This is a genomic window from Kurthia zopfii, from assembly GCF_003143955.1.
Classification (GTDB): domain Bacteria; phylum Bacillota; class Bacilli; order Bacillales_A; family Planococcaceae; genus Kurthia; species Kurthia zopfii.
Genome location: NZ_QFVS01000014.1, coordinates 24185 through 38158, shown reverse-complemented (window position 1 = coordinate 38158; position 13974 = coordinate 24185). Strand labels below are relative to the sequence as shown.

Genomic DNA, 13974 nt, shown 5'->3' with positions numbered 1-13974 from the left:
TTGCTATTTTGTTAATATTTGGTTATCGTTTCATCTTTTTTGTTATAATGGAACTATACGATTAAAGGAGGAATTTACATGAAATTGCGTTCTACTTGGAAGGGTCTTCTCGCGATCCCTCTCTGTGCTACATTACTCATGACTGATTTTGATAAGGGGAAGGCTGCCGATGCGGAGTTGCATGAGGAAAATATTATCATCAACAACAATCCGGGGAATACCGACTTTATTACCGTTGCGGGCATCAAATCGGGTGATCAACTATATGTCTATGATCATCCATCAATGTACACACCAATCGAGGTGAAGAAAGCGACAAGCTCTGTCCTACGCTTTTCTACGAAGCTGCTAAAAGATGAGCAGCAAACATTATACTTCGTCTTAAAAAGAGGTGGAGAGCAAGTAGGTACATACAAATCAGTAACCTATGATGCACCGGGAACAAATCATATCGGGCAAAGCGGCTATCATCTAGTCAACCGTGCGGGTTTCAATGATTACTTGAAAATCCATGATGCGCGTAAAGGATTCTCGTACAAAATCTATGATTCACAAGAACTCTATCGTGAAATTGCTTCAGCAACTGCTTCGAAAGATGGTTACTTGAGCATCAAAGTGACATTGCCGAAATACGAAAATGACTTTGAGAAGAAGTCTGTCTATCTTACATCAACACCACCTGGTAACCGTGAATCAAAGGCACAGCAAATTCTCATCACACCTGAGCAATCGAATCCGATCAATGCCAAAACGGTTACTGTGAAAAATAATAAAACCTATGCGGATACAATCAATCTAAATCCAGCAACAATTGGTTCGACAATCAAAGTGTATCGTACGAAAAAAGAGACAACTTATGTGACACCAGCAACTGAGAAATACGAGCCAACTGTTATTGCGAGTCGTGTGGCGAAGGGCAATCAAGTAACAGTCTACGTTCCACAACTTGGCACAAAAGCAGGCTATGTCTACATGACGATTACAGAGCCGGGCCAACTTGAGAGCGATGCAGTGAAAATCAAATTCGGGAAAGAGAAATAGGAGGGCGTAACGATGGCAATTTCAAAATGGGCAAAACTTAGTTTAGTAGCTCCTGTATTAGTCGGGGCGACATTCGCATTGAATCAACCTGACAAGGCGGATGCAGATAGTGATACTAACTTTGATGCGGGTGCATTTGCGATTCTAAACAACAACGGCACGAAAGACTATATTACGATTGGCGATGTTTCTGCGAAGGATCGAATCGACATCTACACAGATCGGGCGATGAAGAAGAAAATTTACAGTACGACAGTTAAAACAACAGGCGTCTTGAAAATCAAAACGGCGAAATTAAGCGACCGAGGCGGCAATTTATATGTGAAGTATAAAAAGTCATGGCTACAGTCGGCTGATACAGGTGTCGTTCCTTACGTGGCGAGTCCTACCTACACACCGGCACTTCAAAATGCGTCGACTTTAGAACTGACAAATATTAAAAATGGTAAGGATCTTTTAGAAATTTCTAAACCGATTAAAGGCGCGACTTACCGCGTCTATGAAGATGCCAAAAAGAAAAAACGTCTACTACAAGTGACAGCGAAAAGCACTGCGACATTGAGCCGTTCAATCGAAGTACCGAAAGATTATTCATTGCATATGCCACAGACGGTCTATGTATCTGTACAAGAGAAGGGCAAGAAGGAGAGTGCTTTACTAGACTATACTTCAGTCGATCCAGAAGGGTTAGCTCCTCTAAAAGCGAGTCAAGTCACTGTGACGAATAATAAGGACTATGCGGATGTCATTAAAATTACGGGGATTCAATCGAATGATATGATCACTGTACGCTCGACAACTGCGCCATTCCACACCTATGTACTCGACCGCAAATCAAAAGGTAGTACGCTGTCGATCTATGTGGATCAATTGAGCAAACAAGGCAAAACATTGGAAATCATCCACACACCAGCACTCGGCACAAGTAATCCAAAATCACTAAAAGTGAAGTATGCGGCTGAGAAGTAATGATGCATGAAAGAACACTCATCTGATGATGGGTGTTTTCTTATATTCTAGTAAAATGAGCTTCTAAATTTGTTATAATATGGTGAAGGCTATATACAAATACTTATAAAAACCGTGAAAGTCGAGGGATCAACATGAATAAATTTGCAAAATGGACAATTAGTGGTGCGATGGCATTATCACTTGTGGCACCAATTACCTTCCAACCTAGTACGACAGCATCCGCATTCGTTTGGAAAGATACTGGCGAAGCTGCACCAAAAGGGAAATTCGCGACTGTTTACAGCTCTACAAGCATGAAGAAGAAGTTAGGAACGATTAAACTGGGAACTTCATTCATGACTACATATGTAGGGAAGAAATGGACAAAGCTGAAATATAAAGGGCAGACAGGCTATATTTTATCGAAAGAATTAACATATTATGCTGAGCGAGCGAATCCATATGATTCAGCTGTAACAATTAGCAAACGTTTGACGAAGAAAATAAATGCATTAAAAGCAGCTGAAGCAGAAGGCGATATTCAAAAAATCGTAGAAGAATTATACCCTACTTTAGAAAAATCAGTGAAAGATATGAAAGAGGAATTATCACGAGAAGGTTTGACGAAATCGCAAATCGCTAAATTCAAAAAAGAATCCTATAACCCAGCTGAAAAGCAAGCAAACCGTATGAAAAAAATGGTGCAAGCATGGGATCTATACACGAAAGCTGCATACAATATGATCGATTTTAAATATACGGAAGCGCGCGAACAGGTTGATTTAGCAAATAAACTAGTTAATGAATCTAAAAAAGTGAATACATATAATAAAAAGTTCACAGCAGCTGTCAATAAGAAAATGAAAGACATGGAACGTCGCTTTTCTTACTCGACATTTGACGAATTGGCATATGATTTCAGCGATCCGAAAATGATACAACTAACAGGTAAAGAGAAGGATGTATTCAATAAGAAACATTCAAACGGTATTAAGTCAACAAAATATACTTCTTACACTCATATTTTCAACTTTAATAATGGGAATTATTTTAATAAAGAAGATGACTCAAAACGTTTTAAAAAATTGACCTTTACAATGACGGCAGGCGAGTATTGGAAAAATAAAAAACAAGATGTTGAAAATCTAGCAGAAGTATTTGTTAATGGAACAGTGAATTCAAAAATGTATGTCCTTGATTCTACGAAGAAATCTGTAAAAGTCACAGTCGACTTAACAAAAATTCATACCGGTCGCGCAACTGTAATCTACTTAATCGGCTCATTAGATCGCGATGTCATCATCTCAGATATTCGTGTATATCGTTAATTTGAAAAAATATGAGGAAATGCCTTTAATCACGATGATTCTATTAAGTATTTTTGAAATGAGTTAATAATTTGTTATTCAAGTAACTTAAATTTGTGCTTATTTGATCATTATAATGAATAAATATTTCAAACCTAGTGCTTCTCAATTCCTTTCAATCTCAGCGAATGACCCATTTTCGCCCTTGAATGTCCCGTTTGCACGTGCGAATGACCCGAACCCAACACCGAGTGCCCCAACTGCCTCAGCGAATGACCTATTTCGTCGGTCGAATGTTCGAATTCACATAAGAATAGTCAACATAAGTTCTAGCTACTCAAAAGCCTTGAAGAAAGTACGGAGAGCGAGTAGCTCAGGCAGTTGGGGACGAGTGACCCATTTTCGCCCTCGAATGTCCCGTTTGCATGTGCGAATGTCCCGAACCCAGCACCGAGTGCCCCAACTGCCTCAGCGAATGACCTATTTCGTCGGTCGAATGTTCGAATTCACACAAGAATAGTCAACATAAGTTCTAGCTACTCAAAAGCCTTGAAGAAAGTACGGAGAGCGAGTAGCTCAGGCAGTTGGGGACGAGTGCCCCATTTTCGCCCTCGAATGTCCCGTTTGCACGTGCGAATGACCCGAACCCAGCACCGAGTGCCCCATTTTGTCGCCTGAATGTTCGAATTCACCAAAACAACTCAACTCAAGTCCTCAAAACTTTTGCAAAAGAAGACAAAGTTCTTAAACGATGGGGAAATACGCATATGTTTTTAGATAGATGAATGCTTTTGGCTAAATTTGAAGCTCATTTTCTAAAAAAGCGGTTTTGGTTTTTGGAGGTGGATGTCTTAAGATGGAAAAAAGGAGGATTTGATATGATTCAGAAAAGTTTTATGCCAAATATCCGAATTGCTAGTTGGCAAAAATTGAATGCGCGTCTAAAAAATGAATCAGTCCGTCTACGTGTTGCGAAAGATTTGGCGCAAATGGAGGCAGGGGATTTCGGGGAGCGGGTGGTTGCGAAACATCTGGATCGCTATCGTCATGCAGAAAATATTCATATTTTTCATGATGTAATGTTAGATTGTGATGGCTTTTTTCAAATGGATTTTTTAGTTTTAACAGAAAGTTGTATCGTTCTTTTGGAAGTGAAAAATATATCAGGTACTATTTATTTTACTAAAAACCCACAACAATTAATTCGGAAAATTGATGGACAAGGGGAACAAAAATTAAGAAGTCCAGAAGTACAAGTAGAGAAGCAAATTTACAAACTGCGTGAATGGTGTATGCGACGGGGACATGAAATATCGATCTATGGAGCAGTCGTTTTCCCAAATTTAACAAGTATTGTGGATGGTTCGAACACAACAGCTACTTTACTTGATTTATACGAAATTGAAAATTATATTCTAAAAAATATGCGACACCATTCTCCTCATCTAGCTATGGATTCTTTAATTTTAAAATTAAAAAACGGTCAAAAATTATATGAACCCTATGATTTAAGTGCCTATTATAAATTTGAATTCGCTGATTTACATACAGGATTTTTATGTCCTTATTGCTACAATTTTATGGAAAAATTAAATACAAGAACATGGCAATGTCCAGCGTGCCAGCAATTTAGTCGGCAAAATGTACTTGCTGATTTGAAAGAGTATTTTTTATATTTTCCAAAACCCGCTCATAAAAAAATCTTAAAAGCATGGTTGAGCGATTTATCGAGCAGTCGCTTTAAAAGAAGTTGGCGAAAGTTAGATTTACAAGTCCAATATCATCATCGTAAAGCATTTTATAGTTTGAAAAATACTATAAAATTTTATTGACATCATAAACGTACTAATTTAAGTTATCTGAGGTATATTTTGTATGTAAATTCCTTCATAATCTATAAAGATATTAGGAGGTTATACAGTGAATAAATTAGGTATTACAATAGTGACGGGTGTTATTACGGCAACATTTTTAACCCAGGGTATGACAGCACAAGCGCAATCGGCAAAAATTTAAATAAAAAAAGCTGGAATAATGTATCAAAAAGTTAGTACAGCTAGTAAATCCTTGAAAAAAATCAAAGTGTTCAAATGTTATGTATCCGTTACAACACCAGCAGGTACGAGTGCATCTAAAAAAGTGATCGTGAAATAAAGTGAAGTAGAGAAGCCCAGCATTCGCTGGGCTTTTTGTATGAATAAAAGAATAAGTGCAAAATGAGCATTAACGTTTTTCGATTTGACCACCGAAAATTGCAATGGAGTTTGTTAAACCGCCTGAGACATTGTCGAAACTATAGACGCCAAGAGGAGTACCCCAAAATTCTACGACATCGCCATCAAAAATATCCTTTGTTTTTTTATAACTAATATAAGAATACGTGTTACCTTCTTCATCAGTCACATCAACATTTGTAACCATCGGGCCATCTTCTGAAATTTCTTCGATTGAAATAACTGTACCCTTAACAGAGACAATATTTGATAAGTATGGTGTGACAGATTTGAATAGGTGTATTGCTGAAATCGTGGAATCAGTTTGTTTTTTCAATTCATTGAGATCCGCTTTTTTATTACTTGAGAATAATGTTTCATTCGCTTTAATGAATGAACTAGAATCGTCGCTCAATTCAATATGATCCTCCGTCAACCATGGCAAATCATTACTAAGTTGCTTTGCATATCCTAGTGACCCCGCCTTCGATTGACTTGCCTTCGTTTTTGGATCTGCTGTACCTTCTTCTGCGCCACACGCAACTAGTGAACTTGCTAATAATAAACTAAGAGCGATTGTGGACATCTTTTTCAATTTCATTTTATCATTCCTTCCTACACAATATTATATATTTTTTGTCTGATAATTGTCTTTAATAATCAAAAATGGTTAATAAATCCTTATTTTAAAATATAGTTTCAAAATAATGTAATAAAAATAGCGTTAATTTGTCTTTTTTCTATTGAAATGACAGCTGTTTTTGCCAATGCCAAATAGTCGACTTAGGTGTGGAAAATTTCAGCGCAGCTTTTTGTAAGGATGTGGCTTCGGCATAATCGACTGCGATTTGACGAAAGTTTTGTGTTGTACCTTTTTGAACGCCAAGTTGCCCATCACAAGTGAATTGATGTTTACAACAGCTACAGCGATAAGTTCGAATCATCAAATGAATCATGACGACACCCGATTCAAATGTATAGGAATGTTTGATTGCTTGAACTCTTTTCTCGTGCATATGGAGTCGCCCCTCACAGAAACAATTTTGTAGTTTCGGTGGTGTGACAAATAAATCGCCTTCGAAAAATTCGACATTTAAATTCTCTGGTAAATTAAAAATACAATGCATAAAATCCCTCCAAAATAGTGGTATGAGTCTATTTTATAAGGTGAAGAAGGGATTAAATGGTTTTCAGTAAAATAATTACCAAATTAATAAAATGAAGGTTGAATTCATTCGAAAATGCCATGTATTAAATAGCTGGATGTCGATTATGAAAATCGTGCAAAACGAAAGGGGAAAAGCGCAGGAATGATTGGATTTTGGCTAATATTCCCTTGCGATTCGGACGCTTTTTAAATTTGTAAAACCGGCTTTGTACGAAAATCCTCTTTTTTCGTAAGATGAATATACCCAAGGGAATACAAGCAATACCGGTATTGAGCAAAGAGGATCAGATGAAGTTTGAGGAAATGTTAGAGAAGTTGGAGCCAATGATTACATCACATATGAGAAAGTTAGGGATTTACAAAGATCATGAGCAGTTTCGTCAAGCCGCGCGCGTAGCGATTTGGAAGGCATGGGAGAGATTTGATCCAACGAGAGGTGACTTCGAGCCGTACGCTTCGCAGACCATTCGTGGGGCATTGCTGGATGAATTGAAGGCGAGCTACAAGTATGATGAGCATTTTGTGCCAACGGAGAATACGGAAATCCACGAGTTCTTACATGAGGTGAAGCCGAATCGAACGCCATTAATTGTTGAGACATTAGAGCTTTTTTTGACACAGGAGGAGCTGGCAATCATCATCGCATACTATATTGATGGCTATTCACATGAAGAAATAGGCCGCGCATTCGGTATGAACGCAGCAGCCCTCCAAAAAAGAAAAAGTCGCATCATCACGAGACTCCGCAAAGAATGCCGCTTACACATGTAAACAAAGAAACACCACGATCGCTATGCGACCGTGGTGTTTTGGGGTTTATTGTTTTGTTTTTACTCTTTTCGCCTCAAAAGTAGCTTTTACATTACCATTGTCAGAAGACAATTTAAGAATAAAAGGTGCTTCATTTGAAGGTGACTTAGGATTTACTGTGATGTTATAACGATTTGTGTAGTAGCCATCACCTGTAACTACTGGACCATCTAACTTGTCAAAGATTTCTTTTGAAAAGTTATTAGCAGTTACAGTGAACACAGTATAACCATGTTTTTGACTTGGTACAATGTTTAAAGAAGGATCATTCTCGTCTAGTGTCACTGGTTTAGCAGCGTTAATTCTTTCTAAAGTAGCTAGAATACCTTCGTTCATTTGAGTAGTAGTTAATGTTTTTGCTTCTTTTAGATTAGTTGGAGTAATTAATTTACTAAAAGCAGTGACAGTGTTATCCGTATCTAATGCAATACCAGCCATTTGGAAAGTGAATACATCGTCAAAGTTTAAATTTTCGCCTTTAACCGCTAATGAACCATCAGCTTGAATCCCTTTTTCAAGTTCAGCGATTTCTTTTTCTACTAGAAGTTTAGAAGCAGTTTCTAGTTTAGATGATAAATCCTTTGATTTTTGTGAATCTTTAATTTTGTCAACAAGAATTTTAGCAGCGCTGATTTTCGCTTCATCTATGTCAAGACTAAGCGTATTATCATCAGAGAAAAGAGCGTTCACTGCATCAGTAGCAGCATCGATTGAGAATTTATCGTCATTCACAGTACTCTCTACAAATTTCGCTTCTACCTTACCGTCAATAACTTGGAATAAGATTTTATAAGCTTTTGTAGAAATTCCCTCAGCTACTTTATTGTTTACAGTAATTAAATAAGCATTATTTTTATTGCCATCTAACTTGTCAAAGATTTCTTTTGAAAAGTTATTAGCAGTTACGGTGAATACAGTATAACCATGTTTTTGACTTGATTCAATATTCAAAGGAGGATTTTTCTTGTCTAGTGTCACTAGTTTATCCGCGTTGATTCTTTCTAAAGTAGCTAGAATACCTTCGTTCATTTGAGCAGTAGTTAATGTTTTAGACTCTTTTAGAGTATTACCAGTAGCGTTTCTATCAAAAGCAGTGACTTTTTCACTTTCACTTTCACTTTCCTTTACTAATGCAATACCAGCCATTTGGAAAGTGAACAGTTCATCAATTTGCTTGTTAGCGTCTTCTACAACAATTTGACCATCTGTTGAAAGTCCTGTTTTTAAACTTTCTAGAGCTTTCTTTAGTTGAGTAGAAGCTGAAATGATTTTTCCTTCAAGTTCAGTTTTCACTTGTGAGTCTTTAAGATTCTCAACAAGCTTTTTAGCTTCATTAATAGTATTTTGAACTACTGAATCAGCAATAACTGTTTTATTTTCGTCAGAGAAAAGAGCGTTCACAGCATTCGTAGCTTTTTCAATGTTTTCTTTTTCAGTTTTAGCATCTACTAATTTCTGAGCTTCAGCAATCGCAGAATTGAAAGCTTTAACATCATAGTCTTTATCTAAAGCAAGAAGAGCATCTACAGCAGCTTGAGCAGCATCGATTTTCTCTTGAGTAGGATTAGTTTCTAAAGCTTTCACTGCAGCTTCTGCTACTTTCATTGCGTTTTCAATTGCTTGTTTTTTCAGTTTGTTTTGAAGATCTTGTAATCCTTCAAGTTCAACTTTTGCTTCTTCAACTGCTTTTACAGCTTCTAAAGAAGTTTGTAATGCTGTTGAAATCGCAGCTTGTTGTTCTGGTGTAGCAAATGGTGTTAATTTTTCAACAGCTTTGTTGATTACACTGACAGTTGTTACTAAATCTTTCGCAGCCGCATTAAGTTTATCTGTTACTTGTTTTTGTACAGCAGTGTATTCTTTATTAAATTCAATTACTTTATCAGGGTTTAAACCTGTGAAATTAGTATTTTTATACTTGTCAATGAATGCTTTAATAGCATCTGTTTCAGGGGCAGCATCTGATTGGATTAGCTTAGCAGATTTACCTTCTACAACAGGTGGTTCGATTGGAGTTTTGGATTGAGCAGCATCTAATTTATCTTTAATTGCTTTTAATGATGTTTGTTGTTCTGTCGCTTCCTTAAAAGCATCTTGTTTTTCTGCAAGAGCTTTAGTAGCTGATTCGAATTCTTTCTTCGCTACTTCTTCTGGTGTCTCAATTACAGTACCGCCGCCAGTGTTACCGCCGCCAGTGTTACCGCCGCCAGTGTTACCGCCGCCAGTGTTACCGCCGCCAGTGTTACCGCCGCCAGTGTTACCGCCGCCAGTGTTACCGCCACCAGTGTTACCGCCAGTACCTGGAGTTTCAGTACCAGTCCCCGGAGTTTCAGTGCCACCGCCAGTACCTGGAGTTTCGATTTCTGGAACTTTGATGTCAGTTTGCTTTAAAGCGTCTTCTAGTTTAGAAGTATCTACGCCTGCTGCTTTAAGCGCATGAATAACAATATTCGCTTGAGTAGTTAGTTTTGTGAATTCTGCTTTTTGCTCTTCAGTAGCGAATGATTTCATTGCTGAGATCGCACTTAGTAATGACATTGTCGAATCATTTACTAATTTTGAAACTGCTTCTAAGTTTGTAGTAGCTTCTGCAGTACATTTACTTAATTCAGCTTTGAAAGCATCTAATTCAGCAGCTGAAAGTGTTTTGAAATCTGTGTTGCTATATTTAGCGATGAAGTCTTGGATCTCTGTCGCTGATTTCACTTGTAGTGATGCCGCTTTAGCAGGAGTTACACCAGCTTTTTTCGCAAGAGAAGTTAAATCCTCTACTTGTTTTTGAGCCGATTTGAATGAAGCTTCATGTAAATTGAAAGCCGCTTGTGCGTTAGAGAATACTAAATTAGCCGTTTTGTTTGCGTCAACTTTACCATTTACATATACTTCATCTTTTAAAGTACCGTTGAAAGGCTTACCTGATTTATAAAGAACGTCTTTGTATACACCGTTTCCTAATTTACCGTTTTTGTAGTAAACGCCTTTGCTTGTAAGGCCAGTTAATTTCTTACCTACTGAGTAATAGATTCCTTTGTAAGAACCCGTTCCTAATTTACCTTTTTTATAGTAATTGCCTTTAGATGTCACACCCGTGAATACTTTACCTTTTTGATAGTAAACACCTTTTAACTTACCAGTGAATAGTGAACCTTTTTTGTAGTAGTTGTTTTTATATGTGCCAGTTCCAAGTGAACCGTTTTTGTAGTATTTAGATTTGAAAAGGCCAGTCGCTTTTTTACCGTTGTTGTAATAGCGTTTGTTAAGAAGTCCTTTGAATTTCTTACCGTTTTTAAAGATTACGCCCTTGTATGAAGCATAGCCCTTAATGATTTTACCGTCTGATTTTTTAACAAGCTTACCTTTTTTGATTTTTGCTGAAGAAGTTACGTTTTTAACTTTTGTTGCAGCATCTGCTGTAGTAGCTAGACCAGTTAATGAAGATAGTACTAGGGCAGAACTAAGAATTGCTGCGCTTGCCGGTTTTAATTTGTATTTCCTTATAAAGTACCAAATGATAGCAAAAATGGTCTTTTTGGAAAAATAATAATACTTTTATGCTTAAAATTACAAATAATAAGATATTTTTATGCTGTTTTTTGATTATTTTATTAAAGTTATTCATTATATTTTGAAGAAAACGGAATAATGAGTTTTGAACAAATAAATAGTATAAATTATAAAAACGAAGATTATTCTATATGGTCATGGAATTTGTTGGGCATTTTGGTATAATGAAGCGGAAGGGGTGACGAGTAGATGGCTAGATATCCAGCGCAAGTGTTTGTTGATTTGATCGACAAAAAGACAATCGAGGTAAATGGAGTTAAAGTGAAGCTGAGATTCATGCTACAAGCAGATCATATGGAGAGTAATACGGAGATGAAGGTAACTGTCCTCAATCTACACCCACTTGGAGCGGAGCAGTTCAATTCAGATATTGAGACGAACCAAATGATTCGCTTCTTATGTAAGCAAAATTATCAGGTTTTGACGTTTGTTAATCTTTTTCCTTATAATGTAGGGACGTCAGAGCAGTTTAGAGAGCTTGCTTCGGACGATTCATTGAAGGAATTTATTTTAATGAATCGAGAGTCGATTAAATTGGCAATCTCTAACTGCGATACATTCATTTTGGCATGGGGAGATCGACCGAGTTATATCACGAAGAAGCGTTTTGATGAAGCTGTTCAATTTGTCTACCAATTAATAGAAGAAACAGGTCTATTAGAAGACACATTTGTATTCAAATATGGACATAGTCATTCCGTAACGAGAAAGGGGAATCCTGAATCTCCAAAGAAGAAAGTCATCGAGGAGATTTTGCCGATATCCGATTTTGAAGCGCTAACTGATCCCCAAAATCGTAATCAACTCGGTTAACCCATGATGTGTAAATTCAAATTCATCATCAATTGGACGGCCAATTAATGCTTGAGCAAGCGGTGTCGTATAGGAGATGCGATGCTTGTTCAAGTCTGTCTCACCGTATCCTGTAATCGTATATTTCACAATCTCTTCATGATTATATTGTACTTTCACGCGGGAACCGATCTCTATGATAGGAGATGACGGTTTCTTTTTTATGATTTTTATTTGAGGTTTCATAAAGTTTAGTTGTTTAATCATTGCTGAGAGATGTTCCACTTCATTCAGTAAAGGCTGGATATTCACGCCATGCTGATCCATCTGGATGATTTCTTTAAGTTCTTGAAACATTTCATGATGATGTGTAATTAATCGTTGTTGTTCGGCTTCAAATCTTTCAAATCCGTTTGCGGTGAACCAATATGTAGACAATAGCTACACAACCTTTCTCATAAGTTAACTTGATTATATAAGATGCGATGTACAAAAAAGTGTACACAATGCAAAAAGACTGACATATTTATCATATGTCAGCCAAGAAAGAGCGATTCCTATTGAATTTTATTGAATAAGTCACGACTATAATCCGCGATATCTCCAGTGTTAAGAAGTTTATACTTTGACTGCACTTCAGCGAAATAATCAGCCATCGATTCCTTCGTCAAAATGTGCTGACTTGGACGATCAGGAGCTAATTCTCCTCTCGCCTCGATCCAAGGCTTTTCCAAATGCGTCATATTTTTTAGCATGGAACCGCTGTAACAACCGAAATGCTTAATTACCTGATCAAGTATTTCCATTTCATTATAGGAAAGTTCAATTGACTCAAACTCATCTGCTACGTTGCGCCCGTTAATCGGATTGTATTGATATTCTTTAAATTGATCATATACTTCTTTGTAAACTGGACCATGAATCCAAGCTTCGCAATCTTCTTCAAATAAAAATTCTCCTTTGAAAACCTTATAGAAGTTTTGAGTGTAGTAGAGTAATTTTTGCAATGCAAGAGGCGTCGTATCTTTTGAACGCATTAAAATATATACACAAACTGAATTAATTTTTGAAGATGTGTTTGTGGATGAACTTTTCTGTAATAAATCATTTAATGCTTTTCGGCTCTTTTTATAGGCGATCGGTGTAATTAAAGATTGATTCATCTCAAGAAAATGTTCAAATTCAGTCGGTGATTCTAAAATCTTCTCCAGTTGCTGTGCGTAAAGAGGCGAAATCGTAGAATCATCCTGATAGTAGCGAGCAATTGTAGATTCGCCCCAACCAAGAATAAGTGATAAAGGTTTCTTACCAATTTTATAACGTAATAAAATTTGATCAATCATCGGTAATACGGAATCTTTAGAATACTGTGCCTTCTTAAAAGCGAGTACTGCATTTTGGAAAGCTTCATTATTTTCTTTCTCAATTTCAGGAATGTACAATACAGTGTTACAAATAGGACATTCAGCTACTTTTTCTTCATAAGCAATTGAAAAGTCTTCGTAATTCACCTCCGCATCCTCAAAGTACGTACGGCATTCAGAAATTTCTTTTCGACAAGATGTGCAAAATAAATTTTCTGGTAATTTAATTAGTTCGAATTTGTCCTGTTTAAACATAATTCTCCCTCCAAAGGTAATAAATTTAAACCAAAGAGTGACTGAAAATGTCAGTCGCTCTGTGCATTAAATTTAGTAATTATAATAATTAAATTCTTTTTGAGGATCTGCGATATGAATGGAAATAAAAATGCAAAATAAGATTGGTTTTTCAATTAAGTTCGTTTTTATATAAAGTGTTACATGATCATATTCAAAAGTTACTGAGTTAAAAAGTTGTGTTTCTAATTTGAAAATATAAAGTATTTCATTTTGAAATCCATGTTTGTAATTTCTAGTTGAGGTTGAAAAGTTAGTAGGTGAAAGCATATTAATTAGGTCAATATAATCTTCATTAGTTATAGAATAAGTTCTTTGAAATGCTCTATTTTTTTGGCGATTATTGTTATCAATTCTATAGTTACTTAGTTTAATACAAAGTAATACATCGTTTAAATATTTCTTAATTGAATCTTCACTAACAACCTGATTTTCAACTTCTCTCAAATTTAATCCTCCTCCTTGATTTT

At 36.5% G+C, this 13974-nt stretch carries 13 protein-coding genes; 7 read left to right on the top strand and 6 right to left on the bottom strand.

The features are described from left to right. Positions 1-78: 78 nt before the first annotated feature. From DF281_RS06840 to DF281_RS06825, 4 genes are all read left to right on the top strand, one after another. Positions 79-1041, top strand: coding sequence for a hypothetical protein (locus tag DF281_RS06840; protein ID WP_109349512.1), 963 nt, complete (start codon positions 79-81; stop codon positions 1039-1041). A gap of 12 nt (positions 1042-1053) precedes the next feature. After that, positions 1054-2010: a hypothetical protein gene (locus DF281_RS06835; protein WP_109349511.1), complete on the top strand. Its 957-nt coding sequence runs from the start codon at positions 1054-1056 to the stop codon at positions 2008-2010. A gap of 134 nt (positions 2011-2144) precedes the next feature. Beyond that, entirely contained in the window at positions 2145-3320 is a 1176-nt protein-coding gene (locus tag DF281_RS06830; protein ID WP_109349510.1) for a hypothetical protein, read from the top strand. Positions 3321-4090: 770 nt separating this feature from the next. After that, positions 4091-5131: a nuclease-related domain-containing protein gene (locus DF281_RS06825; RefSeq protein ID WP_166636099.1), complete on the top strand. Its 1041-nt coding sequence runs from the start codon at positions 4091-4093 to the stop codon at positions 5129-5131. Positions 5132-5522: 391 nt separating this feature from the next. Here the strand turns inward: DF281_RS06825 and DF281_RS06820 are convergent, their stop codons facing one another. Both DF281_RS06820 and DF281_RS06815 read right to left on the bottom strand, forming a co-directional pair. Next, complete coding sequence (locus tag DF281_RS06820; RefSeq protein WP_109349508.1) at positions 5523-6113, bottom strand: hypothetical protein; 591 nt, start codon at positions 6111-6113, stop codon at positions 5523-5525. A gap of 139 nt (positions 6114-6252) precedes the next feature. Beyond that, complete coding sequence (locus tag DF281_RS06815) at positions 6253-6528, bottom strand: hypothetical protein (protein ID WP_133538398.1); 276 nt, start codon at positions 6526-6528, stop codon at positions 6253-6255. A gap of 440 nt (positions 6529-6968) precedes the next feature. Between DF281_RS06815 and DF281_RS06810 the strand changes: the two genes are divergently transcribed. Beyond that, positions 6969-7451: a sigma-70 family RNA polymerase sigma factor gene (locus tag DF281_RS06810; RefSeq protein ID WP_166636098.1), complete on the top strand. Its 483-nt coding sequence runs from the start codon at positions 6969-6971 to the stop codon at positions 7449-7451. A 45-nt stretch (positions 7452-7496) separates the two neighbouring features. On the opposite strand, the gene DF281_RS06805 is transcribed toward DF281_RS06810, so the two are convergent. Next, positions 7497-10574, bottom strand: a complete 3078-nt coding sequence (locus DF281_RS06805; RefSeq protein ID WP_109349505.1) for a toxin Cry1Ac domain D-VI-related protein — start codon at positions 10572-10574, stop codon at positions 7497-7499. A 238-nt stretch (positions 10575-10812) separates the two neighbouring features. Here DF281_RS06805 and DF281_RS06800 point away from each other — a divergent pair, with 238 nt between their 5' ends. Next, complete coding sequence (locus DF281_RS06800; protein WP_109349504.1) at positions 10813-11031, top strand: hypothetical protein; 219 nt, start codon at positions 10813-10815, stop codon at positions 11029-11031. A gap of 212 nt (positions 11032-11243) precedes the next feature. Then, positions 11244-11867: a DUF1643 domain-containing protein gene (locus tag DF281_RS06795; protein ID WP_109349503.1), complete on the top strand. Its 624-nt coding sequence runs from the start codon at positions 11244-11246 to the stop codon at positions 11865-11867. On the opposite strand, the gene DF281_RS06790 is transcribed toward DF281_RS06795, so the two are convergent. The 3 genes from DF281_RS06790 to DF281_RS06780 form a co-directional block, all read right to left on the bottom strand. Next, positions 11832-12284 carry a GreA/GreB family elongation factor gene (locus DF281_RS06790; RefSeq protein ID WP_109349502.1) on the bottom strand — a complete coding sequence of 151 codons (453 nt, stop codon included), beginning with the start codon at positions 12282-12284 and terminating at the stop codon, positions 11832-11834. The genes DF281_RS06795 and DF281_RS06790 overlap by 36 nt on opposite strands. A 119-nt stretch (positions 12285-12403) precedes the next feature. Beyond that, on the bottom strand, positions 12404-13465 hold the full coding sequence (locus DF281_RS06785) for a type II toxin-antitoxin system antitoxin SocA domain-containing protein (RefSeq protein WP_109349501.1): 1062 nt from the start codon (positions 13463-13465) through the stop codon (positions 12404-12406). Positions 13466-13537: 72 nt separating this feature from the next. Beyond that, complete coding sequence (locus tag DF281_RS06780; RefSeq protein ID WP_109349500.1) at positions 13538-13951, bottom strand: hypothetical protein; 414 nt, start codon at positions 13949-13951, stop codon at positions 13538-13540. Between the last annotated feature and the right edge of the window lie 23 nt (positions 13952-13974).

Excerpts from the sequence above, each read along its gene's own strand:
- DF281_RS06840 (WP_109349512.1), top strand. The coding sequence starts at position 79 with ATGAAATTGCGTTCTACTTGGAAGGGTCTTCTCGCGATCCCTCTCTGT.
- DF281_RS06835 (WP_109349511.1), top strand. The coding sequence starts at position 1,054 with ATGGCAATTTCAAAATGGGCAAAACTTAGTTTAGTAGCTCCTGTATTA.
- DF281_RS06830 (WP_109349510.1), top strand. The coding sequence starts at position 2,145 with ATGAATAAATTTGCAAAATGGACAATTAGTGGTGCGATGGCATTATCA.
- DF281_RS06820 (WP_109349508.1), bottom strand. The coding sequence starts at position 6,113 with ATGAAATTGAAAAAGATGTCCACAATCGCTCTTAGTTTATTATTAGCA.
- DF281_RS06815 (WP_133538398.1), bottom strand. The coding sequence starts at position 6,528 with ATGCACGAGAAAAGAGTTCAAGCAATCAAACATTCCTATACATTTGAA.
- DF281_RS06810 (WP_166636098.1), top strand. The coding sequence starts at position 6,969 with ATGAAGTTTGAGGAAATGTTAGAGAAGTTGGAGCCAATGATTACATCA.
- DF281_RS06800 (WP_109349504.1), top strand. The coding sequence starts at position 10,813 with ATGATTTTACCGTCTGATTTTTTAACAAGCTTACCTTTTTTGATTTTT.
- DF281_RS06795 (WP_109349503.1), top strand. The coding sequence starts at position 11,244 with ATGGCTAGATATCCAGCGCAAGTGTTTGTTGATTTGATCGACAAAAAG.
- DF281_RS06785 (WP_109349501.1), bottom strand. The coding sequence starts at position 13,465 with ATGTTTAAACAGGACAAATTCGAACTAATTAAATTACCAGAAAATTTA.